This window comes from Bacillus sp. HU-1818 (genome assembly GCF_022695965.1).
Taxonomy (GTDB): Bacteria; Bacillota; Bacilli; order Bacillales; family Bacillaceae; genus Bacillus; species Bacillus atrophaeus.
This window is the reverse complement of the sequence record NZ_JAAPBE010000002.1, coordinates 554,765-579,216: the sequence shown is the minus strand read 5'-3', so window position 1 is coordinate 579,216 and position 24,452 is coordinate 554,765. Positions and strand designations below refer to the sequence as shown.

21 protein-coding genes are annotated in these 24,452 nt (G+C 41.5%); 4 read left to right on the top strand and 17 right to left on the bottom strand.

The window, feature by feature from the left end:
- Positions 1-101 precede the first annotated feature (101 nt).
- Complete coding sequence (gene degU, locus GXP75_RS08240; protein ID WP_003219701.1) at positions 102-791, bottom strand: two-component system response regulator DegU; 690 nt, start codon at positions 789-791, stop codon at positions 102-104.
- 76 nt (positions 792-867) lie between these two features.
- Positions 868-2,031, bottom strand: coding sequence for a two-component sensor histidine kinase DegS (gene degS, locus GXP75_RS08235; protein WP_003326714.1), 1,164 nt, complete (start codon positions 2,029-2,031; stop codon positions 868-870).
- A 217-nt stretch (positions 2,032-2,248) separates the two neighbouring features.
- Between degS and GXP75_RS08230 the strand changes: the two genes are divergently transcribed.
- Together GXP75_RS08230 and GXP75_RS08225 are read left to right on the top strand one after the other, a co-directional pair.
- Positions 2,249-2,902 carry a YigZ family protein gene (locus GXP75_RS08230; RefSeq protein WP_003326713.1) on the top strand — a complete coding sequence of 218 codons (654 nt, stop codon included), beginning with the start codon at positions 2,249-2,251 and terminating at the stop codon, positions 2,900-2,902.
- A complete protein-coding gene (locus GXP75_RS08225) occupies positions 2,902-4,119 on the top strand; it encodes an LCP family protein (RefSeq protein WP_214916313.1) in 1,218 nt (405 codons plus the stop codon). The genes GXP75_RS08230 and GXP75_RS08225 overlap by 1 nt, the downstream gene beginning before the upstream one ends.
- 88 nt (positions 4,120-4,207) lie before the next feature.
- Here the strand turns inward: GXP75_RS08225 and GXP75_RS08220 are convergent, their stop codons facing one another.
- The 13 genes from GXP75_RS08220 to GXP75_RS08160 all read right to left on the bottom strand — a co-directional run bounded on the left by GXP75_RS08220 (position 4,208) and on the right by GXP75_RS08160 (position 19,305).
- Entirely contained in the window at positions 4,208-5,284 is a 1,077-nt protein-coding gene (locus GXP75_RS08220) for an MraY family glycosyltransferase (RefSeq protein ID WP_214916312.1), read from the bottom strand.
- 139 nt (positions 5,285-5,423) lie between these two features.
- A complete protein-coding gene (gene tuaH, locus GXP75_RS08215; RefSeq protein ID WP_242556557.1) occupies positions 5,424-6,614 on the bottom strand; it encodes a teichuronic acid biosynthesis protein TuaH in 1,191 nt (396 codons plus the stop codon).
- 27 nt (positions 6,615-6,641) lie between these two features.
- Positions 6,642-7,400, bottom strand: a complete 759-nt coding sequence (gene tuaG, locus GXP75_RS08210; RefSeq protein WP_242556556.1) for a teichuronic acid biosynthesis protein TuaG — start codon at positions 7,398-7,400, stop codon at positions 6,642-6,644.
- 23 nt (positions 7,401-7,423) lie between these two features.
- Positions 7,424-8,104, bottom strand: a complete 681-nt coding sequence (tuaF, locus tag GXP75_RS08205; RefSeq protein WP_242556555.1) for a teichuronic acid biosynthesis protein TuaF — start codon at positions 8,102-8,104, stop codon at positions 7,424-7,426.
- A gap of 30 nt (positions 8,105-8,134) precedes the next feature.
- A complete protein-coding gene (tuaE, locus tag GXP75_RS08200) occupies positions 8,135-9,604 on the bottom strand; it encodes a teichuronic acid biosynthesis protein TuaE (protein WP_242556554.1) in 1,470 nt (489 codons plus the stop codon).
- A gap of 86 nt (positions 9,605-9,690) precedes the next feature.
- Positions 9,691-11,076, bottom strand: a complete 1,386-nt coding sequence (gene tuaD, locus GXP75_RS08195; RefSeq protein ID WP_242556553.1) for a UDP-glucose 6-dehydrogenase TuaD — start codon at positions 11,074-11,076, stop codon at positions 9,691-9,693.
- Positions 11,077-11,120: 44 nt separating this feature from the next.
- A complete protein-coding gene (gene tuaC, locus GXP75_RS08190; protein ID WP_242556552.1) occupies positions 11,121-12,326 on the bottom strand; it encodes a teichuronic acid biosynthesis protein TuaC in 1,206 nt (401 codons plus the stop codon).
- Positions 12,323-13,771, bottom strand: coding sequence for a teichuronic acid biosynthesis protein TuaB (gene tuaB / locus GXP75_RS08185; protein WP_242556551.1), 1,449 nt, complete (start codon positions 13,769-13,771; stop codon positions 12,323-12,325). The genes tuaC and tuaB overlap by 4 nt, the downstream gene beginning before the upstream one ends.
- Positions 13,772-13,822: 51 nt before the next feature.
- Positions 13,823-14,482: a sugar transferase gene (locus GXP75_RS08180; protein WP_061570815.1), complete on the bottom strand. Its 660-nt coding sequence runs from the start codon at positions 14,480-14,482 to the stop codon at positions 13,823-13,825.
- A gap of 229 nt (positions 14,483-14,711) precedes the next feature.
- Complete coding sequence (locus GXP75_RS08175) at positions 14,712-15,164, bottom strand: hypothetical protein (protein ID WP_242556755.1); 453 nt, start codon at positions 15,162-15,164, stop codon at positions 14,712-14,714.
- A gap of 170 nt (positions 15,165-15,334) precedes the next feature.
- Entirely contained in the window at positions 15,335-16,825 is a 1,491-nt protein-coding gene (locus GXP75_RS08170; protein WP_242556550.1) for an N-acetylmuramoyl-L-alanine amidase, read from the bottom strand.
- 21 nt (positions 16,826-16,846) lie between these two features.
- Entirely contained in the window at positions 16,847-18,967 is a 2,121-nt protein-coding gene (locus tag GXP75_RS08165) for a SpoIID/LytB domain-containing protein (RefSeq protein WP_214916299.1), read from the bottom strand.
- Between the two features lie 20 nt (positions 18,968-18,987).
- Complete coding sequence (locus tag GXP75_RS08160) at positions 18,988-19,305, bottom strand: hypothetical protein (RefSeq protein WP_061570818.1); 318 nt, start codon at positions 19,303-19,305, stop codon at positions 18,988-18,990.
- Between the two features lie 180 nt (positions 19,306-19,485).
- Between GXP75_RS08160 and tagU the strand changes: the two genes are divergently transcribed.
- Entirely contained in the window at positions 19,486-20,403 is a 918-nt protein-coding gene (gene tagU / locus GXP75_RS08155) for a polyisoprenyl-teichoic acid--peptidoglycan teichoic acid transferase TagU (protein WP_061570819.1), read from the top strand.
- 39 nt (positions 20,404-20,442) lie between these two features.
- On the opposite strand, the gene wecB is transcribed toward tagU, so the two are convergent.
- Positions 20,443-21,582 carry a non-hydrolyzing UDP-N-acetylglucosamine 2-epimerase gene (wecB, locus tag GXP75_RS08150; protein ID WP_214916297.1) on the bottom strand — a complete coding sequence of 380 codons (1,140 nt, stop codon included), beginning with the start codon at positions 21,580-21,582 and terminating at the stop codon, positions 20,443-20,445.
- 244 nt (positions 21,583-21,826) lie between these two features.
- Here wecB and galU point away from each other — a divergent pair, with 244 nt between their 5' ends.
- On the top strand, positions 21,827-22,708 hold the full coding sequence (gene galU, locus GXP75_RS08145; protein ID WP_010790099.1) for a UTP--glucose-1-phosphate uridylyltransferase GalU: 882 nt from the start codon (positions 21,827-21,829) through the stop codon (positions 22,706-22,708).
- 130 nt (positions 22,709-22,838) lie between these two features.
- Here the strand turns inward: galU and tagH are convergent, their stop codons facing one another.
- Positions 22,839-24,449, bottom strand: a complete 1,611-nt coding sequence (gene tagH, locus GXP75_RS08140; protein ID WP_242556549.1) for a teichoic acids export ABC transporter ATP-binding subunit TagH — start codon at positions 24,447-24,449, stop codon at positions 22,839-22,841.
- Positions 24,450-24,452: the final 3 nt, after the last annotated feature.

Here is a 24,452-nt window from a genome sequence, read left to right as displayed (position 1 = left end):
TGTTACCTGCCTTATAGATTACTTGATCTTTTTCATATTTAAGAATACAAATATTTTTCATTATAAAAAAGACCTGCCATAAAAGGCAAGTCTCGCTTATCCTATCTCATTTCTACCCAGCCATTTTTAATCGCGACCACAACTGCTTGCGTCCGATCGTTTACGTTCATTTTTTGCAAAATATTGCTGACATGATTTTTGACTGTTTTTTCACTAATAAATAGTGATTCACCTATACCGCGGTTGCTTTTACCGTCTGCAAGCATTTGCAGCACTTCACATTCCCGCCTGGTTAGAATATGTAATGGTCTCCGAATTTCCGGATAAACCTCATGCTGAGGATGGGCAGAAACACCGCTTGTTGCAAGACGTCGAAACTCGTTTACAAGATTGTGAGTGACCTTCGGATGGAGATATGAACCGCCTTCCGCCACCACTTTAACTGCTTCGATCAAAGTATCAGCGTCCATTTCTTTCAGCAGATAACCTCTTGCGCCTGTTTTTAAGGCATGTGTCACATAATTTTCATCATCATGAATAGACAAGATAATTACTTTTGATTCGGGATACAGCTCTACAAGCTGCTTAGTAGCTTCCACACCATTTACATTCGGCATATTAATATCCATAATGACTACGTCAGGATGATAGTGCTCAACAATACGAGCTGCCTCATCTCCATCGTCACCTTCTGCTACCACTTCAAAGGTAGGTTCAAAATCTAATATTCGCTTAACACCTTCACGAAATAATTGATGGTCGTCGATAATAACAATATTTACTTTAGTCACAAGCCACGCCTCCTTATGTTATTGTTCTATATACTCTGCTATTCGGTCAATATGCCTTTTGGCTCTATTTTACAAATTATAGAGTAAGAGATAATGGAACCTTTATCATGATGAATGTCCCAAGACCTATTTTAGAGTCTATCGTAATAGTCCCCTCAAGCAAGTCTACTCTCTCTTTCATCCCAAGCAAACCAAATGATTTATTCTTTTTCTGTTTAGTATCCTTCACATCAAAGCCTTTTCCGTTATCCTTTATCATTAAGATAACAAAATCTTTTGTGACCTCAACTTTGACTGTTATTTCTTCTGATTCTGAATGCTTTAATGCGTTAGTCACTGCTTCCTGTGCGAGCCTGAAGAGCGCGACTTCAAACTGAGGCGCTATTCGCTTATCTTCCGTATCACCGATGCACTGAAAATGTATTTTGACCTTTCCGTTGTACTCCTCGGTTGTATAAAGATATTTTCTCAGCGTGGGGATCAGACCCAAATCATCTAGAGCCATCGGTCTTAAATCATATATAATCCTTCTGACTTCGTAAAGGGCATTTCGCACATTTTGCCGCAGGTTTTTAATTTCCTGAAAACCGTCTTCAGTGCCCCGGTCGCGAAAGATCCGTTCGATTAATTCGGATCTCATCATCACATTTGCCAGCATCTGCGCGGGACCGTCATGAATTTCTCTGGAAACTCTTTTTCTTTCTTCTTCTTGGGCTTCAATAATCCTCAATCCAAAGTCCTGTTTCGCCTGAGCGTCTGCTAGAAGCAATCCGACTTGCCGCAAATCCTGATTCAGATAGTTTAACACCACAGTAATTTGGCTGACTAACGATTCTGACCGTTCAATAATTTCCTGAAGGCCTAACAGCCTGCGTTCTAAATCATCCCTGCGCTCCCGCAGCTGCTTTTCACGCTGCTGAATCATTGTCAGTTCGACTTGAAGTTTATGTGCTTTTTCATAGGCATTGCGGATTTCCTCTTCACTGAATCTATGAAAATTGCGGCTGACCTCTGATAAACGGTTTCTGGCATGGCGGGTATGCACTTCTAGCTTATCACCAAGGTCAATCACTTCATATACCTGCTGTTTGATTTGTTTCAATTCTTCAACCAGCTGCTCATACTGCTGGCGGGACTGTTCCCCGATCTGAAAAACCTCGTCCTTGCTCCCGTCAACGGTCTTTAGCATCTTCATTAGAATAGAGTCCAGCACTTTGGAATCCATCTTTGTTTTATTCATAGATCTCCCTCCGTAACGGTGATGTCATATATTTTTATTATAAATGTAATTGATCTGCAATTTGTGTCGAATTATAATGAAAGAATGCGTATATTCAAGAAAAAAACATTTTTATATATTTTCTTATTCTAATAATAACAAAATACGCACAAAAATTCTAAAGCCTGTTCGAATTTGTAAAAGCAGGTATTTATGCCTGTCAGGAGGGTCAGCAAGCATGCTGCACAGCTATTTAACTGTGAAAGAAGCAGGTGAACACGAAATTGTGATTGAAAAATCCCGGTTTATCTGCCATTTAAGCCGTGTTTCTTCTGAAAAAGAGGCACAGGAATTTATTCAGGATATAAAGAAACAGCACTGGAATGCCACCCATAACTGTTCTGCTTATATGATTGGCGAAACCGATCATATCCAAAAAGCGAATGACGACGGAGAGCCAAGCGGCACAGCCGGCGTGCCTATGCTTGAGGTATTGAAAAAACGCGGACTCAAGGATACTTGCGCTGTTGTAACACGGTACTTCGGAGGAATTAAGCTTGGTGCGGGCGGACTGATTCGCGCTTATGGAAAGTCAGTGTCTGAGGGTTTAAATCATATAGGAGTCGTCGAGCGGAAGCTGATGAGGATCATGCATACTTCTGTCGATTACACATGGCTCGGAAAAGTAGAAAATGAATTAAGAGAATCGCCTTATCAGCTAAAAGAAATCCATTATGCGGAACACGTCGAATTTGAGACATACGTAGAAGAGAAAGAGAAACAAGCCTTCTCTGAATGGATTACGGATTTAACAAATGGAAAAGGTGATAATACAGAAGGAGATTTGACGTATCTTGAAAAAGTCGTCAACCATCTAAAGGAGACAGAATAATGGCTGAACGTGTAAGAGTACGGGTACGTAAAAAGAAGAGTAAACGAAAGATAATTTTCAAGAGAATCTTAGTGCTGTTTGTCCTTGCCTTATTAGTTGTTGTCGGGCTGGGTGGATATAAATTATACAAAACCATCAGTGCCGCGGATGATTCGTACGACGCACTCTCACGGGGAGATAAATCAGATCTTCGGAGCGAAGTGGTTGATATGAAGAAAAAACCATTTTCCATCTTATTTATGGGAATTGAAGATTATTCGACAAAAGGCGAAAAAGGCAGATCCGATTCTCTTATCGTCGTCACTCTCGACCCAAAAAAGAAAACGATGAAAATGCTGAGTATTCCCCGTGATACACGGGTTCAACTGCACGGTGATACGACAGGAAATAAAACAAAGATAAATGCAGCATACAGTAAAGGCGGCAAAGAAGAAACTGTTGAGACTGTTGAAGACTTTTTACAAATACCGATTGATAAATATGTAACAGTAGATTTTGACGGTTTTAAAGACGTAATTAATGAGGTTGGGGGAATTGATGTAGATGTTCCTTTCGATTTCAATGAAAAAAGTGACGTTGATAAGTCTAAAAAGATCTATTTTACTAAAGGCAAAATGCATTTAGACGGCGAGGAAGCACTTGCTTATGCACGTATGAGAAAACAAGATAAGCGCGGAGACTTTGGACGTAATGACAGACAAAAGCAGATCTTGAATGCCATCATCGATCAAATGTCTAAAGCAAGTAACATTGCAAAGATTGATAAAATTGCACAAACAGCGAGCAAAAACGTTGAAACAAATATTCGAATCACTGAAGGTTTAGCATTGCAGCAAATTTACAGCGGATTTTCCAGCAAAAACACAGAAACATTAAAAATCACAGGGTCTGACCTCTATTTAGGGGGCACGACCAGCACCAAAGGAACGTATTACTTTGAACCGGATGCAACCAACCTTGCCAATCTTCAGAAGGAGCTTCAAGATTATTTAGACTATAGGCCGGAAAGCAGCAGTTCAACTGCTGACGGCACCGGCACTGATGATTCGGCCAGCTCGACATCCGGAAGCACAGGCAATTCCAGCGGCTCGACGTCCGGAACGACTGGTACTGATGATTCTACAAGCAGTTCAAGCTCAGACAGCTACAGCAATAGCAGCTCCGGCAGTTCAAGTTCCGATAGTACTACAAATTCAACAACTGGTTCTTCTTATTAAAATCATTCCCGGTCCTCTTTTGGATCGGGAATTTTTAAATCATTTACCTTTACACATTAAAAAAGCTCGGGCCTAGGGCCGGAGCTTTTTAATTTCTTTTGACAAGCCGTTTATAGAACTTTGTAAACGGCTTAAATTGTTCATTCACCAACCCTGTTACCTCTGCAATGATCTGCATAAATACAATCAAGGTGAAAATGATCAACAGCGAGAGCCAGATGGTGGCGCTCGTCAGTAATATCGCGCTGATGCTGAAAATAAACCCGATTAGGTATATGATGATAACCGCCATTCGGTGGGACAGCCCAAAGGCCATCAGCCGGTGATGGATATGTGATTTATCTGGCGCCGATATTGGCTGTTTATTTAAGATTCGTCTTATGATGGCAAATGTCGTGTCAAAAATAGGAACGCCTAATATAATAATCGGAATAACAATACTGAATAAGGTTACACTTTTATACAGGCCTAGCAGTGATAAGATTGAAATGACATATCCTAAAAAGAGTGATCCGGTATCTCCCATGAAAATTTTAGCCGGATGAAAGTTATAGAACAAAAATCCTAGTGTACTCGCTATAACGACGAGTGAAAGTGACAGAATCAGGATTTTTCCGCCGGACAGCGCCATAACCGCAATGGTTGACAGCCCAATAACGGATAAACCGGCTGCCAATCCGTCTAGTCCGTCAATAAGGTTCATCGCATTTGTAATGCCGACGATCCAAAATACGGTGAGAGGATATGCCATCCATCCTAATTCGAAACGCTCAGCTAGAAACGGCACTGAGAAAAATTCCATCTTCAGTCCGGTGCTCACAATCATAATTGCTACTATTATTTGAATTAAAAATTTAATTTTTGCGCTTAGTTGGTACTTATCGTCAATAATGCCTAAAATGACAATCATAAACGCGCCGACGGTGATAGCCGTCATTCTTGTTTCATTGTATATGCCGGCTGCGGCAACGCCTGCAATGACACCTATAAAGATTGCCAATCCGCCCATACGGGGCATAATTTTATCATGTACTTTTCGATTGCTGGGCTGGTCAACTGCACCTATTTTGATCGCAAGTTTTTTTACGATAGGGGTTATGATTAAAACCGTTAGCAGAGAGACAAAAAACGCAACAACAATGCGAACCATGCGTTCGTCAAGCATAAAGAAGTCTCCTTTGGTATTGAATGAAGTCTTTATTAATTGAACCGTTCTTTCCATTATACATTCTTACTAGTTATTATAACAAGCTTCATCAAAAAGAAACATGGATAATCAAAAAATGCGCATCCCCAAAAAAGGGTTACGCATTCCTTTGAATCCCGGTGTATTGCATAATTTGTTTAAATAAACAATTCCAGTCTTGCCGGCGGGCGATTTGCCGGCGCAACTCTTTGTATGATGCATCCCGCTCCTTTTCCAGCACTTTCTCACAAGCCTGTATAAAACTTTCGGGATCGCTGTCCTCTAGATATTCATAAATATGAGGCTGCTGCATTTTGGACGTAGACGGGAGATTACAGCCGACTACTGCCTTGCCGGCCGCTAAAAATTCATAAAGTTTAAGCGGAAAAACCGCTTGATTATATGGCGATTTCTTGTATGGCATAATACCGATATCAACAAGCTCCATATATTCCGGCACCTTGTCAGGGTCAGCAGGTCCCGTCCAAATCACATTCGGCCGCTTCAGCAGCTCTTGGAATGCCGGATCGCCGTTTGTTGCGTCCGGCCCGACAAATAAGAAAGTCCAATCTGGTTTTATGGCAGCCGTTTGCTCAATCAGCTTAAAATCAAGCTTTGGTTTAATTCCCCCTATAAAACCGAGAACCTCCCCATTTCTTCCTTTTAAAATGTCTTGATCAGGCTTTTCTTTTTGCGCGGAAAACAAATCATATTCCACGCCGTTTTCCACAGTGTGGACCTTTTCACGGCGGCCTGAGAGCTTCTTATCTACTTCACGATGAAGGTAGTCAGATGAACATGTAATTGAATCGGCGCGCTGAATAATTCTCAATTCCGCTGTTTTAATGACTTTGCGTCTGAATTCCGAAAGTAAATTTGACCGGCCGCTGATAGGCGCGGCCCATAAGTCGCTGCAATCGTATATGACTTGATCCCACGAGTAAAGCTCTGACAGCAGCGGAAAACCAGGGAAGGTATACCATAAACAGCAGCGCTCTCCTTTACTTGAAGCAGAACGCAATTCTTCCAATAAAGGAGAAAGCTTGTGTTTATAAAACAAATCAGTATATCGGCCGAAGCGGAACATCTTTTTTTGGAGGAGATCTTTTACGGCAAATTGCCGGATGCCCCCTGTCAGATTTTTGAACACCGACTCTTGATTTTCCGGTGACGGACACACCCAAATGACTTCCTTTGTAGCGCTTTGACCCGCTAAAAATTCAGCCAGTCTGTGCCGCCTGTATCTCAGATGATCCTGTCCCCATTCAGCCGTTGCGACGATGACATGAACTATAGATTTCGTTTCCACCTTCATCACCTTTTCTCTCTGTTACGATTACAGTCTTTTTTTCATGGCGTTTTTCGCGTACTGGAAAAAACACCATGATGCCTTCATAAAGTGCAGCCGCTCGATCTCCCTGTAGACGAACCACGTTTTTTTGGCGGCTTTCCATTTGTTGCTCGAGATTGAATTATTGACAAGCCTGTATTCGGCCAGGCACTCATTCATTCCGTATGCGGTAAATCCTCTTTTTAGTAAAGAAAGCCACGTAGCCAAGTCTTGCCGCGTTCTGATGTTCGGCATTTGAATCTGTCCAGTTTGTTCCCTGTCAATCATCACCGTCAGGCATCCGATAATGGTATTTTTCAAGGCATCATCATACGTCAGGCGTTCCGGCGCTTGAATATTTTTGTCAATCAGTGATCCGTCTTGCGTCATCAAGCCGTAGCCTGTAAACGAAAAGGCGCAAGAATGCTCAGTCATAAAGTGAAGCTGCTTTTGCAGTTTTTCTTTCTTCCATCTGTCATCGCTGTCCAAAAACGCAACGTAACGTCCCTTTGCACGCTCTAATGCTTTGTTTCTCGCCACAGCGGCCCCGCTGTTTTCATCCAGATATATCACATGAATTCTTTCATCTTTCATTTCATATTGTTTTAGAATGTCCCGAGTTCCGTCTGTAGAGCAATCATCCGCAATGATCATTTCCCAATGCGGATGGCTTTGCTGCAATACAGATTGAATGGTGTCCTCAATATAATCACGGGCATTATAAGATGGCGTAATGACAGATACGAAAGGTTTCCAGTTGGTCATGATCACATCTCCATCGTATGATTTTAAAAGGACTCTCTGAAAAATTCAGGAATGACAATGAAAAAGAACGCAATGGTTACACCGATCAGCACACCTAGAACAGCTTTCTTTTTTGGGGACATTCCTTCGCCTGATGCCTCATTTATTGTTTCAGAATCTACGATACTGGCAGCTTTTACATTAAGCTTTGTGTTTTTCAGCTCATATAAAAATCTTTCTTTATCCACCTTAGAATCTTCGCTTACATTCTCGCCATCAAGCGCGTCTATACTTTGGCTAATGACTGCGTCCCTTTTTGCAAACAGCTCTTGATCCTTTTTCAGAAAAGCAGAAGAAATGGCGTTCAAAACGGATTCCGTCCGCTCCTTCTCCCGGTCGTTATAGCTGATTGTTATTAACGAGTCAGACTCCGCGTTGATGATGAGCTTTTCTTTTACCTCAGCAAGATATTCCTCTTTTTCCTCAGGAAGAGCCTCCTTTAAAAAAGAATCGCTTTTTAAGAGAAGCGGAATTTCTTCTGTATTGTTATAAAGCGGATTGTCATAATTCCCCGAAGCTATTGTGATTTGCGCCGCGTAGCTGCTTTTCCCTTCCATTTGCAATGGCAATAGATAACCTAGCACCCCTAAAATAAGCGGCAGCGCAATGATCCAGATACTATTCTTTTTCAAACGCCGGGCTATTCTTATCAATATATCCTTCATATAAGTCTCCCTGCTTTTCTTAGTCTATGTCTAGCGGTATACGGGTTCAGATTGCTCATGCTTTGAACGCCTAATGACATTGACAGCTGCAATGACAAGCGCCAGAAATACCCAATGAAAAAATAGATTTGAAACGGAGCTTGGGCTGATGCTGGATACTAGGAAACTGACCAGAGCCGTAATAAGTCCTTCTATGACCAGTTTTGACCAATTATCCATTTTTCTTTCATACAATTTGTAAAGCGTCCAAATTAAATACAGATAAACGGTAAGATATCCGAGCATCATGATCAAACCGAAGTTCGCCATAATTTCCACAAGCCAGTTATGCACCTCTACCACCTGATCTGTATCGTACAGAGCGTAATGCTTTAAATAGTAGGAAACATTCCCCGCGCCTACTCCGAATCCATATGTATCAAGAACGTAATGCCAGGCGTTTTTCAAAAGATTCGCCCTTGCAACATTGGAAGGCAGCGGCTCATCAAATGAATGAGCCGTCTGCGGAGCAAGAAACAACTTCCAGAATACAGAGAAAATTCGATTTGCAAACAAAATGGCAAAAGCAGCACAACCAACCGCCGAGAGCCAAATCGCAGCTTTTTTAAGCACAGAAGGCAGCAAAATAAAGATATAGACAGCTGCACCTGCGAAAACACCTAGCAAGCTTGCTCTAGAGCCAGTCAAAATAATTAAATACAGTGCGCATAAGGAAAGAAGAAGCCCGATCCCCTTGAGATATCCGTTCTTGATATTTTTGGCCATTGTGAGGTAAAAAAAGAAGCTAATGGACAAAAACGTCGCAAAATCATTTTGATTAAAAAACACAGACGTGGGATAATGCTGCTTGTATTCCGGCCCGTTATAGAGCGTCGATGTCGGCAGATGGTGCAAAGTGATGTTGTTGTAAATTCCGATACCCATCAGAACTACCGTCATGACCAGCCAGATCGTATAAAAGATCAGGATGCGCTCCATCTTCTGGATATACATAACGATGAGATAAATCATAAATATCCCCATCGCCAATAACGCTAAATATTTAATCCCTTCCGTCACGGATTTAGCCCAAAGCAAGGACATAAGCCCGTATATAAACCATAAAGCAAAAAATAGCAAAATTCCTTTTACATTCAGCCTGTTCCATCTCTGGATATGGGTGCGATCCCGCAGCATTCCGGCAAAATGAAGACAGCCTGCGGCAATCAGCAGAATGCGGTAAAGAAATAAACTGAAAAAGCCTAGATGAATCGCAAAAAATGCATTATTTAAAAAAGTGCAGGCGATCAATAGATAGATAACAGCCATAAACAGCTGATCTCTTGTTGTAAAAGCCGTTGCAAGCGAAAGGCCGAACAGACCGATAACCAATACCGCCAGCGCTGCGGCAGTCTGGACAACCCCTAATTCCGCCCGGGCAGCTCCCAGCAGTATAAAAACTCCTAATATGACAGCGGCCAGCAAGGCAAACATTTGCACCGCTGAACGTTTGATACTCACATGTGCAACCCCTTTCCTGACGTTTCAGGAACCGGCAGCCGAGCCACAGCAGCCGAAAGCATTCAAGCTGAAACCTTTTATCTTTTTTATATATTTACGCTTCTAAATTCCTTCGCCATCTCCTCAATCGGACAGGCAGGGAAATAGTGATCAAGAGATTCAGAACCTTGAACCGATGGACGGCCGATTGAATGGTAGATGTAACCGGCAGCCCGCATCTCTTCAAGTGAAAATAGATTTCTCCCGTCAATGATGATCGGCTGTTTTAAGAGCGTTTTGGCTTTGACCAGCTCCATCTCTTTCACCTCAGGCCAATCCGTTAAGATCAGACATGCATCTGTATCGCTGATCGCGTCATACAAATTTGTACAGTACTCGATCTGTTCTCCTAGAATAGATGACGCTTCCGGAATGGCAATTGGATCGTATGCTTTTACAATGGCGCCAAGCTGCTGAAGCATCGGAATCACATCGAGTGCGGGAGCAGAACGAACATCATTTGTATGCGGCTTGAATGCCAGGCCGAGAACGGAAATGGTTCTTCCTTTTATATCCCCCATAACGTTCAGCAGCTTATCTACTATGTGAACCCGCTGTTTTTCATTTGTTTCTATGACGGCTTCAATCAGCTTAAACGGATAGCCGGCTGATTTAGCAATTTGAAGCAATGCGGTTGTATCTTTCGGGAAGCATGAACCGCCGAAGCCAATGCCCGCTTTTAAAAACTTTCTTCCGATCCGGCTGTCGAGCCCGACGCCGTCCGATACTTTTGAAACATCCGCTCCCACCCGTTCGCAGATGTTCGCGATGTCATTGATAAACGAAATTTTTGTGGCTAAAAATGCGTTTGCCGCGTATTTAATCATTTCCGCGCTTTCCAAGTTTGTTTTGATGATAGGAGTATGGAAGGGCTGGTGCAGATCTTCAATGATGGACGCCGCTTTGTTGCTTGTTGCGCCAATGACCGCGCGCTCCATGTTCATCGTGTCGTATATCGCCGAGCCCTCCCGGAGGAATTCAGGATTGGACACGACATCAAACGGGCACTTTCCCTTTGAGGCCTTTTGGATAATAGAATGAACAAGTTTCCCTGTCCCGACCGGCACCGTGCTTTTGTTTACGATTACTTTATAGCCGTTGAGGTGTTCTCCGATCGTTTTGGCTGCGGCTTTCACATACGTTAAGTCAGCCTCGCCGGTTTTAGACATAGGCGTTCCCACAGCGATATAAATAATGTCGGCCTCTTTTACAGCGGACGGTATTTCATTTGTGAAAGACAGGCGCTGTTCTTGGACGTTCTTTTCGACTAAATCAGCAAGACCCGGCTCATATATCGGGATTACTCCGTTTCTCAGGCTTCTGATTTTTGACTCGTCAATATCACAGCAGACAACCTTATTTCCGATTTCAGCAAAACATGTTCCCGACACAAGGCCTACATATCCGGTTCCAATCACAGCGATCTTTTTCACTACCAATCATTCCTCTCTTTTGCGAAATGAACTTTTCTTACTCTTTAGCTTGGACGTTGTCGCTCGGCTTTAAACTGTTCCTCTTGAGCTTGAATGACTGCCTGGTAACGGTCACGCAAGGCCATTGCATTCTTACTCGCGTCATATTCAGTGCGGATGGTTTGATATAAGTCAGCTGAGACATCCGGCTTCCAACCATCTTGATCTGCATAAGAGACAATCGCATTCATTAAAGCAAGCGATGATTTCGGCTCAATCAGTAAATGCTTGTGATCTTCGAATAAGGACCCTACTCCGCCTACATCCGTGCAGATGACCGGAACTTGAAGCGAGAGCGCTTCGATGACAACAGTCGGCATTCCCTCACTGTAGGAAGGAAGCACAAACATATCAGCCGCAAGAAGATATTCCTTTACCCTTTGATTCGGCACTTGGCCTGTTAGGATAATTTTGTCCTTGTGCTCAAGCATTGATTTGGCCGGCCCGTCACCGACAAAAATGGCGGTAAATCGCTCATCCAGTGAATCGGTTGCTTCCGCCAATTCGAATATGCCCTTCTCTTTGACAAGCCTGCCGATATAGACAAGTAACATTCGATCCTGCGGCAGCCCCAGCTTTTTTCTGATTTCATGCTTTGGCATTTCGTTTTCTTGGAACCTGCCGAGTTGTATGCCGATTGGCAGGACGGTGCTGTTTACCCCTGTCAGCTTTCTTGTCTGCTCTTGCAGCTTGGAGCTGACGGCAAGAACATCTGCCGCAGATTGCACCGACTTCCGGAAAGCTTTGTACGCTCCCTTGCTGTAATGCGGGTAGATATTGACATCACTGCCATGCAAGGTCAGCATATAGGGAATTCCCAGCGCCTGTGAGACAATAGCCGCTGTTCCGCCTGATGGCATCGCAAAGTGCGCGTGTATCAGTTCGGCATTTAAGCGGTTTTTTCTGATGGTGCGCAAGACGGAAGCTGCAATTCTTCTGTGCGGCTGCGCCCATTTTAACTGGCCCGGCAGCGCTTGATACAACGGCCGATATACCGGAATCCCTTTTCGTATTTCATATTCCGGTCTTGCATCCTTTTTACGGTATGCTTTTTTCAGCATACGCACCGGTGCCGGGTGAAAAGGTCTTGGGCATATGACGGTAATGTCAATCCCAAGCTTATAAAGCTCTTGTGCCTGAGTTTCATGAAAAACACCCTCACCCGGTTTTTGAGCGCTCGGATAAACGCTTGTAATCCATAATATTTTCATGACAAACGCCCTTTTCGTAATTTGCTTTTCATTTGCGGATACGCTTTTATTAAAAGAAACAGATAGCACATGGCGCCTGCGCCGACAGAAATCGCCAGCCGCAGCTCAGCATTCAGGCTGAAGCGCCCTCCCCCGTAGCTTGCGCCAAATGCGATGGCCGCCATTGCAGCCGTAATGAGGAGGGGCTTAGTCACGGCTTGAAAATAGGCAGCCAGCTGTAATTTGATGACATATGACAAAAGCCAGCGGCCGATCATAAAATTCAAGACGCTGATAAATGCATAGACCCAAGCCACCGTCAGCAGATTACCTGTCTGCACCGCCGCATACAGCGAAACTCCGTACAGCAGCATAACGCCGAAGTCCCAATAAAACGCCAAGTCCGCTCTTCCTTTCGCAAGAAGCACAGACCCATTCGGATTCATCAGCACGCGCAGGACGCCAACAATGGCAAGGACATTCAGAACGGGAACCGCGACAAGCCATTTGTCTCCGAAAACTGTTGCAATAAATGCGTCTGATACGGACACAAGGCCGATAAGCAGCGGAAATGAAACAAGTGCCAGCATCTTTGTCATATCGAGAAAGCCTTCTCTGATCACGCTGTTTTCATGTTTGTTTTTTGCAAACACGGGAAAAGCCACTCTCGTTATAATCGGGTTAATTTTTAACACAGGCATTGTCACGATTTGATAAGCTAGATTATAAATTCCCAGCGCCTCCGCTCCGATAAAACGCCCGATCAAAATCATGTCAATATTGGAACCCAAACGGTTCACAAGCCTTGATGAAAGCTGAAATGCCCCGAAGGAAAAGAAATCTCCCATTCCCCGCAGATCAAAAACAAAGGAAGGACGCCACTTTTTTCGATATACAGCCCAGAATAAGATTCCTTTGCAAGACTGCAAAATGACTTGTGAAATGACATAGGCGAGTATCGCGTCCATCATAAAGACTGATATCGCTAAATAACCAAAAGCCGCCACATTTGAAACAATCTCTATTTTGCTTAACGTATTAAATTGCAGATGTTTTTGAAGCATATACTGATATTGCTGTCCGACCGGAGCAATCACAAACATAATCGCCAAAACTCTAATCAGGAAGGTGAGTTCCTCCCGCTGATAAAATCCCGCAATCACGGGGCTGCATAAGTAAAGAATCACAAACAGCAAAAGGCCGGTCATGATATTGAGCCAATACAAGGTGGACATCTGACGCTTTGTAGCATCATCTCTTTGAATCAGCGCGGCGCCAAACCCCATATCAAGCACGATTTGGGCAAAAACGGCAACCGTTGTGATCATTCCGACAAGCCCGAATTCTGTTAAGGTCATCATGTTTCCGAGCAAGGCAAACTGAACGATTTGAATAATCGTGATGAATGCTGTTGATAAACTTGTCCATTTTGCGCCGCTCAAAATCTGGTTTGTAATACTTGGCATTGTTTTCCCTACTTCTTTTTTAAGCATCAGCTTGATGACACATTCAGGCCATTATCTTGCGCCATCACCTGTGCAAACCACTTTACAAGTTTTTAACATAATCTTCAATTCCAGCGTAAAGGTCAGGTTGCGGATATAATATAAGTCAAATATCAGCTTTTCCTTCGGTGTCATTTCGTAACCCCCATTTACCTGAGCCCATCCGCTTAAACCGGGCTTAACCGCCAGCCTCTGCGTAAATCCCGGGATTTCCTCTTGGAATTTTTTTGTAAACACAGGGCGTTCGGGACGCGGACCGATCATACTCATCTCGCCGCGAAGCACATTGAACAGCTGTGGCAGTTCATCAATCCGCGTTTTTCTTATAAAGGCCCCGATCCTTGTCACACGGGGATCTTGTTTCTGCGCCCACACCGCACCCGACTTCTCAGCATCTATTTTCATAGAACGAAGCTTATAAAGTTTGAAAGATTTCCCGCCTTTTCCCACGCGCTCCTGTGTATAAATCGCAGGGCCCGGCGTCTCCAGACTGATTAATATAGAAAACACAGCTATCATCGGCAGCGCTGCCACTAACCCAACCAGCGCAAACAACACATCCATCACGCGCTTAACAGCCAAATAACGAGCCGTTTTTCCCGATAAAGCACCAATATTCCCTTGCTGCTTTAAAAACTCGTAACTCACATCCATGCTTTTCTCTGCACCCACTGACACACACCTCACGATTTGTTGGGGATGTTTATGATGACCTATGCCAGTCAGTTTAGCAGACGGATGTAAACTGGTTGTAAAGGGTATGTTAAGAAGTGTGAATTACTTTTGTTTTCTGAAAACTTTTATTGGATTTAGCATATTTTACGAGTGCTTGAATTTGTTTTTTTCCATAAAAAAGAGACACATCCGGGAGAAGATGTGTCTAACAGCGAGCGGTCCCTTCTTACTTTTCATCAATTTCTTTCAGTCTAAGTGTACCTTTTTGATCTTTTTCGTATGTTACTTTTACTGAGGCGCCTTCTTTCAGTTTTGAGATTTTATTTTTCAGTGTGTTATCTACTTGGATTGCTATTTCTTTTCCGTTAATATCAACTGCAATTGTATGGTTATCAGCAAGCCCTACAAATGTTCCTTCACTCTTGTACACTTTAACAGAATTGGCTGAGGCCGTATTTTCAGCGTTCTGTTGATCATTAGGCTTGTCCTCTTCTTTTTCTTGATTTACTGTCTCCTCACTTGTTTCGCTTTGTTTCCCAGATGAAGTATCCTTTGTCGCTTCTTCTGTGTTTTTTTGTTTTGATACAGGTTTTTCAGCAGACTGTTCATTTGTTCCGCACGCTGTTAGTATAAAACCTAAAAGCAGCGGCAACATGAATACTTTTTTCAACTTTTTCACCTCTTCCATTCTTTTACCTTTATCCTACACAGATCGCAAGTTACTTATAAACAAATTCCTCATAATCATTCAATCATAACAAAAAACATACTAATTAAAATAATTGTATCTTAAAAAGAAAAGCAACAGAATTGTTTTTCTGTTGCTTGTTCGTGTTCCGATTTTACGGTTTATTTAAAGTATGAAGAGACGCCTTTGCTGATGCCTGTTGCTAGGCGGTCCTTTTTGGCTGACTGTTTTAAAATATTTGAATCAATCGGGCTTGTGACAAAACCGGTTTCCAACAATACGCTCGGCATTTGAGAATATTTAATAACGTAGAAGCCGGCAGTTTTCACGCCGCGGTCACGTGTACCGAGAGCAGAGACCATTTGCGGCTGAATATTTTGCGCAAGCTTCAGGCTGTTTGCTGATTGATAGGTTTTATCATAATATGTTTCCGTTCCGTTTGCGCTATTGTTATCATTTGCATTAGCATGAACACTGATGAAAATATCAGCCTTGGCCTTTGCTCCTTTATTAACTCGTTCCTCAAGGGAATCAAATGTGTCGCCTGTTCTAGACATCACAGGAAGGGCGCCTGCACTATATAATTTACTGTTAAGGCGTTTTCCGATATCTAGATTCACATTCTTTTCAAGCAATCCATAACCAGTTGCCCCAGAGTCTTGGTCCCCGTGTCCCGGATCAATAAAGACAGTTTTTCCGACGACTGGATTTTTGAGCTGGGATGCGACGTTGTCACTTAAGGATGATGCTTTTCCTATTACTGTAAAGCTTTTCATATTTTTATCGCCTATATAGGTTCTTACTTCTTTTGATAAGTTATCTCCATTTGTCAGCAAATGCGCTCTGCCTTGTTTTGAACTAATAGCTCCTGCGACGATAGAGTCCGCTTCTTTGAACCCGTTTGTTATAAATGTGTAGCTAGTACTTAAACTTGTTTTTTTTGAAAGTTTTACAGATAAATCATATCTGTTTTTGGCGGTGACCCTTGAAGGGTTAGGAAGTTTATTATAAAGCGAATTACTGATGCTTTTCGTTCCGCCAATGACAATTGTATTTTTAATCCCTAAATTTTTAATCGCATTTGCTGCAGACCCGTTTAAAGTGGAATCATTAGTGAATAAAATCGGGTATTTTTTTGAAGATGCGTAGGATATAGCGGCCATTCCATCAGCATCAACAAAACCATTAACTACAAGAGCCGTAGTGGATCTGGCCATTTCATTTGCAACCTTTGCAGCTGTTGCATACCTTGTGCTGCCGGACAATCTCTTAACTGATATTCCTAATTTCTTAATTTGATTCTCAGTATTTTTTGAAACGGCAGGTGTTCCGCCTACAATAATGACATTTTTAGTTTTAAGATCTATCAACCCTTTTTTTGTTCCTGCAGAAAGCTGGTCTTTATTTGTATACAGCAATGGCGCATTTTTTTGGTATGCTAACGGTGCTGCAGTAATGGCATCTGGATATGCAGTTCCTCCGACAATTACTGCTGTTCTCGCCTCACTCCATGACTGTTTCGCTGCCAATACCGCTGTATCATATCGAGTGCTTCCGCCTACTCTTTTGACCGAATTATCAGCCAATGCAGAAGGAACAAAAAGAATCACTCCCAGCAGGAAAATAGGGAGACATTTAAATAAAAATTTCAATATAATCTCCTCCACATTTTTTTAGTAGTTAGTAAGTGTTGTACCAGGATAATAAAACTTAAGAATGGAAGTATATGAGTCTCCTGCTTCCGCTCTTTCTTTTGCCCCGTATTGGCTCATTCCGACACCATGGCCATATCCTTTTCCGGATATTGTGAATTGTTTCGAATCACTGCTCACACTGGCGTACGTACTTTTAATTGAGGAAGCCCCAATCATTGTTCTGAATTCTGAAGCCTTTACATCAATTGTTGCATTTTTATTCAAAACATAACCTTTTGACTTATCATCAACATGATAGGTCAGTTTGATCGTGGCTTTTTCAGCACGCTGCCCTTTTGTCTTTCCGCTGAAAGTAAGCCCAGAAATACTCGCTATTTTGACTGATCTTGCATTGGTCTCTTTATTCTTTATCAACCAATTTTTGATTCCAGCGACTTGTGTTGCATTTTGCTCAGTTGTCTTAGACCACCAAGAATTAGGGTCGTTCATATTTAAGTTTGTGGCAATCTGATTTTTCAGAAGAGACACAGACCAGTTGATTTCAGGATCCATTGTATCCTTCTTAGCGGTCAAATAAGGGACTTGCGCTCCCCATACTTCATCACTTGCCTCTGTATAACCCCCATTGCTTGATGAGTAATTGGCGGTTATTAACTTACCCGAGTATTCGAGCACTTTGCCCTTAGTTCCATCAACTGCTTTTGTCGCATTAGGATACCAGCTATATCCTCCGTAAACTTGAAATGCAGTTGTATCTGCAACCGTTTTGCCAACACTGCTGATTGAATATGTACGAGCAGCTACAGCCTGAGCCTTTAATGCTTCAATCGGCCAGCTCCCCGGCATTTCGTTTGGCAGTACGCCCTTCAAATAATCCTCGAATGGGATGTTTTCATTAACCGGTCTTACATATTTACTTGATTCAACAGAAAAATTCATATCTCCCAAGTATGTTTTTCCATTAATGCTAATTGAATTAGCAGTAGAATATTTTTCCGGAATTGCTTTAAAGGATGATTTCCCGCTATTAATATTTTTAATGCCCAGCTTTCCGCCACTAGCGTTGACCTGATATGTCTTTCCGCTAACAAGGTAGAATTCATTTGCATATGAATTCTTGACAGAATCAGTAATTGAATTAGTGCTCCCTATTAATGTATAAGAATAGGTGCCTTTGTTTTTAAAGATATTTTTGACATCAGTCGTCGTTTCGTCTTTTTTGACATAAAGCAGAGGAATATTATTGTTTGCGGCGATATTCGAACCGACTACCATATCAGCCAATTTGGTTCCGTTCGCTGTAACTACCTTGCTTGCGTCCATTCCTAAGCTAGTTATGACGTTAGCCGAAATCTGGTATCTGTTAGATCCGGTAATCCTTTTCATAACCGTTGACTTCAACTTAATTTGGTTCTCTACTGTCTTACTTACACTTGAAGTTCCTCCCATTATAATCACTTTTTTTGGAAGGTCATAGCTTGGCAATGAATCTTTCTTCGTTAATAGAATAGGGTAACCGTTCTTCGCAGCGTACGGAGCAATGGCTAGGGCATCTGTATACACATCCCCCGTCACGACAATCGCCTGATCATAGCTGCCCATTTCTTTCGCAATATTTCTAGAAAGATCGTATCTGTTCTTTCCGCTTATACGCTTTGTTTGGCCATACTTTTTCAATGTTTTTTCAGCGGCAGAAGAAATGCTGTTTGTTCCGCCGATGACTAGAATATTGTCTGGATTATATTTTTTAATCTGTGCTTCTGTACTGGTGCTGAGTTTATTTTGTTCAGTCAATAAAATCGGTGCCTTTAACTTATAAGCTAAAGGAATAACGGAAAGCGTATCCGCAAAATAAGCATCAGTATTGACAACAACAACATTAGACGGATTTTTCCAATAGTTAGAAGTTGCGGTGTTTGCTGTGTCATATTTAGATGCCCCTCCCAGCCTTGTGACTGCGGAAACATTGCTTCCTGTCAGCTTATAGGTTCCGGAAGATTCGATATCCAGAGTCGATTTATTACCTATGTAATTTGTTAGTTTCACTGAAATATTAGAGCTAGCTGCTAAAGTATTTTCCGGTAATAAAGCCAGGCTGAATATCACAGAGACACAAACAGCCAATATCTTTTTCTTCAATTTGGTTCATCCCGCCTTTTCTATTGCACTTTCTCGATTTCTTTTAACTCTTTTTGTCCTTTATCGTTTGTAAAATAAGAAATGTTCACTTTGTCATTTTCTTCAAACTCATTTAAAATTTCCGAAAAATTATCTGTAAATTCAAAGCTTACCGGCTGATCATCAATTTTCACTTCAATGGTGTGTGTATCCGCCATACCGACATAGTATGCTGTTTCATTTTGAACTTGAGAACTTGAAGAACCGTTTCCTTCCTTAGATTGTTCGGCTGTTCCGCATGCTGCCAGCATTATAGAAAAAAGCAGTATTAAGAACGATGATGCGACATTTTTCTTCATTTTTTTCACCTCATCATTATGTATCGTCTTACAATAAAATATTTTAAGGTAATTTTAAGGCTTTTTGAAACCTTTTTTTCAGAAATTCGTCTATTACTAGGTTAGCAGTAAATAAATAACTTGTTTATAAAGATTAGTAAATCTATAATCATTAAAGATCATAGAAAAGGTGAGGGTCAAATGAGAGCTGAAAGAAGAAAAAAGAAGAAGAAGATTCTTCTAATTGTTTTAATGATCATTGGGCTGTTTGTTTTAGCAACAGGCGGGTATGCTTATTACTTGTGGAACAAGGCGGCATCAACCGTTGCAAGTATTCAGGAAGATTTAAAAAAATCCGATAAACGGGATAAAGATATAGATATCAGCAAGAAAGACCCGATTTCTGTTTTAATTATGGGCGTAGATGAACGAAAAAATGACAAAGGGCGGGCTGATACGCTTATTTACATGACAGTCAACCCAAAAACAAAGACGACCGAAATGGTCAGCATTCCGCGTGACACGTATACAAAAATTGTCGGCAAAGGAACCATGGATAAAATCAACCATTCTTACGCTTATGGGGGTACCCAAATGGCTGCAGATACCGTTGAAGAACTGCTTGATGTTCCAGTCGATTATTTTGTAAAAGTAAACATGGAAAGTTTTAAAGATACCGTGGATACACTCGGCGGAATTACGGTAAACAGCACGTTTGCATTCAGCTATGACGGGCATTCCTTCGGCACCGGGAACATCAATTTGAATGGCAAAGAAGCTCTTGCCTATACACGTATGAGAAAAGAAGATCCAAAGGGAGACTTTGGAAGACAGCAGCGTCAGCGCCAAGTTATTGAAGGGATTATTTCCAAAGGAGCAAATATTTCGTCCATAACGAAATTTGGCGATATGTTCAAAGTTGTTGAAGACAACATGAAAACAAACATGTCATTTGATGATATGTGGACGATCATGACTGATTATAAAAAAGCACGCAATAAAGTCAATCAGCATGAGCTTAAGGGATCAGGCACAAGAATTAACAATATTTATTACTATCAATTAGATGAAACAAGCCTTGCTTCTGTGAAAAAGGAATTAAAGGAAAGCTTGGAATAAATAAAAAAAGACTCTGCACACAGAATGCAGAGTCTTTTTTTATTCTGTAAAAGGCTGCGGACGATCTGCTTTCAGCCCATATCTATAGAGCAATTCCTCTACAATTCGCTTTGAAGCAAACCCATCACCGTAAGGATTTGAGGCCTTTGACATCTTTTCATATTCCTTTTGATCTGTTAACAGCTGTTTTATCAGTTCATAAATCATCTCTTCATTTGTGCCGGCAAGCTTCAAAGTGCCTGCTTTCACACCCTCAGGCCGTTCGGTTGTGTCTCTTAATACAAGAACCGGCTTACCAAGAGATGGTGCTTCTTCCTGCACGCCGCCCGAATCCGTCAAAATAAAGTGTGATTTCGCAGCGAAATTATGAAAGTCTACAACCTCTAAAGGCTCAATCAAATGTACTCTGTCCAGGTCCGCAAATTGAGCCTGTGCGGCTTCACGAACAGCCGGATTAAGATGTACAGGGTATACAACCTGAACGTCCTCAAACTCTTCAACCACTCTTTTGATAGCTTTAAACATATTTTCCATCGGCTCACCTAAATTCTCGCGCCTGTGTGCCGTGAGAAGAATCATTCTGCTTGAGCCCAGTTGATCAAATATCGGGTGATGATAGTTTTCACTTACTGTTGTTTTAAGTGCATCAATTGCTGTGTTTCCAGTGACAAAAATGGTGTCTGGTTTTTTATGTTCCGTGAGCAGATTCTGTTCCGCCTGACTTGTCGGGGCAAAGTTCACATCAGCAATCACGCCCGTCATTTGTCTGTTAATTTCCTCCGGGAAGGGTGAGTACTTATTTTGTGTACGCAATCCAGCCTCAACATGGCCGACTGCTATTTGATGATAAAAAGCAGCAAGACTGCCCGCGAACGTTGTCGTTGTGTCTCCGTGAACTAAAACAATATCAGGTTTCACATCTTGAAACAGCTGGTCCAGTTTCAAAAGCGCATGGGACGTTATTTCAGATAGTGTTTGGCGCTCTTTCATGATGTTTAGATCAAAATCAGGTTTTATACTGAATGCTTTCAGCACTTGATCAAGCATTTGTCTGTGCTGAGCAGTCACAGTAACCATCGAATCAATTTCTGAATGTTTTTTAAGCTCCAATACAAGCGGAGCCATTTTAATTGCTTCAGGTCTTGTACCGAATACGGTCATAACTTTTAATTTTTTCAACGGTTTATCTGCACCTCGTTTAAATGTATGAGAATATGCACTTAATGTTAACATATTTATATGATTTCTTTGATATTTTAAAGCTTCCTGATAAACAAATCAAAAACAATTTATATTATGTTGAAAGCGGGAGTTTACCTTATATTAAAACGTGAGAAAATCAAACGAGTGTGGTAAAGTGGAAAAAGGCTAGGAATTTTTTTGTTCCAAAAAAAGATTTTCAGAAACAAGGATGGTGTATTCATTGAAAAAAGTACGTAAGGCCATTATACCGGCAGCTGGGTTGGGAACTCGGTTTCTCCCGGCAACCAAAGCAATGCCTAAGGAAATGCTTCCAATCGTTGATAAGCCAACAATTCAGTATATTATTGAAGAAGCTGTAGAATCTGGCATCGAAGACATCATTATCGTAACAGGAAAAGGAAAAAGAGCGATAGAAGATCACTTTGACAACGCTCCAGAGCTCGAACGAAACCTAGAAGAAAAAGGAAAAATAGAACTGCTTCAAAAAGTGAAAAAATCTTCAAACATTGCGGATATCCACTATATCCGCCAAAAAGAGCCAAAAGGTCTTGGTCATGCAGTATGGTGTGCACGCAACTTTATCGGCGATGAGCCGTTTGCCGTTCTTCTCGGAGATGACATCGTACAAGCTGAGAAACCTGGTCTTCGTCAATTAATGGACGAGTATGAAAAAACGTTATCTTCCATTATCGGAGTTCAGCAAGTGCCGGAAGGTGATACACACCGATACGGTATTATCGATCCGTTAACAAACGAAGGCCGCCGCTATCAAGTGAAAACATTCGTTGAAAAACCTGAACCAGGAACAGCACCTTCAAACTTAGCTATTCTAGGAAGATACGTATTTACACCTGAAATCTTTATGTATTTAGAACAGCAAGAAGTCGGTGCCGGCGGAGAAATCCAATTAACAGACGCTATTCAAAAACTCAATGACATTCAGCGTGTGTTTGCCTATGATTTTGAAGGAAAACGTTATGATGTCGGAGAAAAGCTCGGGTTTATAGAGACAACTCTTGAATTCGCCTTGCAAGATGAGGATATCCGTCATAAGTTAATTCCGTTTATGAAAGATCTATTGGCAAAAGAAGATATGAATTAAATAAAAAGCTGCCATTTGCTTGGCAGCTTTTTATTGTGCAAAATTTAATACAGGAAGATAGTCGGCTATCTGGTCAGAGAACCTTCATATTTATTTATCGATTCTTCAGCAGATGCACACATCCTTATATTCACGACGTTTTTTGATCATCCGTATTAGAAACAACCGTCATTGTTTTTTGATCATTGTCGACTGAGAACGTATACTGATTATTCTTGAAGATAAACTGTTTCTTATTTTGGTTTGAAATCACGTTATCATCATTAATAGATAAAGCAGAAAAATCAACAGGACTAGTTAAATGAAAAATCGCTTCAGAAGCTATGTTATTTTCAATTACAAAATCCGTTTGTTTATTTGAAGACTTCAGCACTTTTCTCCCATCATCGGTTTGACCCGGTTTAAGGCCGCCCATTTTATCTTTGAGGCTTTCTTGGCTTTTATTTAAAAAAGAAAGAAGATACTCATGAGATGCTGCCGTTTGTTGGGCTAAGTACGGATGAAAAGCACTGAGCTTTATAGATGTCGCTTGCAGATCATTTAATTTATGGAGATCAGCTTTTTTCACAAAATACTGTTTATCTCCGATTTTGATTTGCGACACTTTGTCATTTTCAGCTTTTATTTGTACCTTTGTACCGAAATCTAATTTTGCAGAGCTTTTCCCATTTAGATTTTGATTTGAGAAAACATCTGCCTTTTCTGCCTTAATCAAAGCAGATCCATTCGACTTTTCTAGCTTTTGCATTTGCTGATTATCACTTTCATTTTGCTTTACGTCATCTTGCTTAGTTGCGCCAAAGGTTGCAAGAGTACGTAAAGGCTTGTCCGAAAACATAGAAGCGGCCAGACACACTGCGAGAACTGCAAGGAGCGTAATTTGAATCGCATTTGCAATGAATTTCGGCTTTGCTTTCTCACTTTGAGTACGAGCAATTTCCTGCTCTTCCAAAGCACGTGTTCTGCCTTCAATTTGCTCGTTCTGATATTTCTTTTTTTCCTTTTTTGAAAGCTTATTGAACCAGTCAACAAACGCTTTATATTCTTTGACAACCGGCTTTGTTTCATCAAACATCCGCATCTCACCATAATGCATCCAAGCCACACGGTCACACATTTTTTCAATTTGTCCGATTGAATGACTGACAAAGAAAATGGTTTTTCCCCGCTCTTTAAATTCAGTGATGCGGTCTACACACTTTTGGTAGAATGTTTGGTCTCCCACAGATAGCGCTTCATCTATAATAAGAATATCCGGATCCATATGGGCGGATATTGCAAAACCAAGACGCGATTTCATACCGCTTGAATAGCTTTTAACCGGTTGATCAATAAAGTCGCCAATGTCTGCGAATTCAACGATTTTTTCATACAGCTCGTCAATTTGTTTATTGTTAAGCCCCATCATTAAACACTTTAAACGGATATTGTCCTTACCGCTTAATTGGTTATTAAGCCCGGCCGATATCGCAATTAAAGACGGCTGTCCGTTCATTTCAATTTCTCCGCTTGTCGGCGGTATGATTTTTGCCAGCAGGTTCGACATCGTCGATTTACCTGAACCGTTAATGCCTACAAATCCGATTGTTTCTCCTTCATACACATCAAACGAAACATTTCGGACAGCAAAAAAACCTTTTTCGTTTCTGTTTGGGAAAAACAGCCCTTTTATTTTGTCAGACTGTTTTTTATATAGAAAATACTGTTTTGAAACATTTCTAAACGAAACCTTTAGTTTCATCGT

What these genes read in the sequence shown, in the direction of transcription:
- tuaB (WP_242556551.1), bottom strand. Translation starts at nt 13,771, where the DNA reads ATGCCAAGTATTACAAACCAGATTTTGAGCGGCGCAAAATGGACAAGT.
- GXP75_RS08225 (WP_214916313.1), top strand. Translation starts at nt 2,902, where the DNA reads ATGGCTGAACGTGTAAGAGTACGGGTACGTAAAAAGAAGAGTAAACGA.
- GXP75_RS08220 (WP_214916312.1), bottom strand. Translation starts at nt 5,284, where the DNA reads ATGCTTGACGAACGCATGGTTCGCATTGTTGTTGCGTTTTTTGTCTCT.
- tuaC (WP_242556552.1), bottom strand. Translation starts at nt 12,326, where the DNA reads ATGAAAATATTATGGATTACAAGCGTTTATCCGAGCGCTCAAAAACCG.
- GXP75_RS08230 (WP_003326713.1), top strand. Translation starts at nt 2,249, where the DNA reads ATGCTGCACAGCTATTTAACTGTGAAAGAAGCAGGTGAACACGAAATT.
- GXP75_RS08160 (WP_061570818.1), bottom strand. Translation starts at nt 19,305, where the DNA reads ATGAAGAAAAATGTCGCATCATCGTTCTTAATACTGCTTTTTTCTATA.
- tagH (WP_242556549.1), bottom strand. Translation starts at nt 24,449, where the DNA reads ATGAAACTAAAGGTTTCGTTTAGAAATGTTTCAAAACAGTATTTTCTA.
- degS (WP_003326714.1), bottom strand. Translation starts at nt 2,031, where the DNA reads ATGAATAAAACAAAGATGGATTCCAAAGTGCTGGACTCTATTCTAATG.
- tuaG (WP_242556556.1), bottom strand. Translation starts at nt 7,400, where the DNA reads ATGACCAACTGGAAACCTTTCGTATCTGTCATTACGCCATCTTATAAT.
- tagU (WP_061570819.1), top strand. Translation starts at nt 19,486, where the DNA reads ATGAGAGCTGAAAGAAGAAAAAAGAAGAAGAAGATTCTTCTAATTGTT.
- tuaF (WP_242556555.1), bottom strand. Translation starts at nt 8,104, where the DNA reads ATGAAGGATATATTGATAAGAATAGCCCGGCGTTTGAAAAAGAATAGT.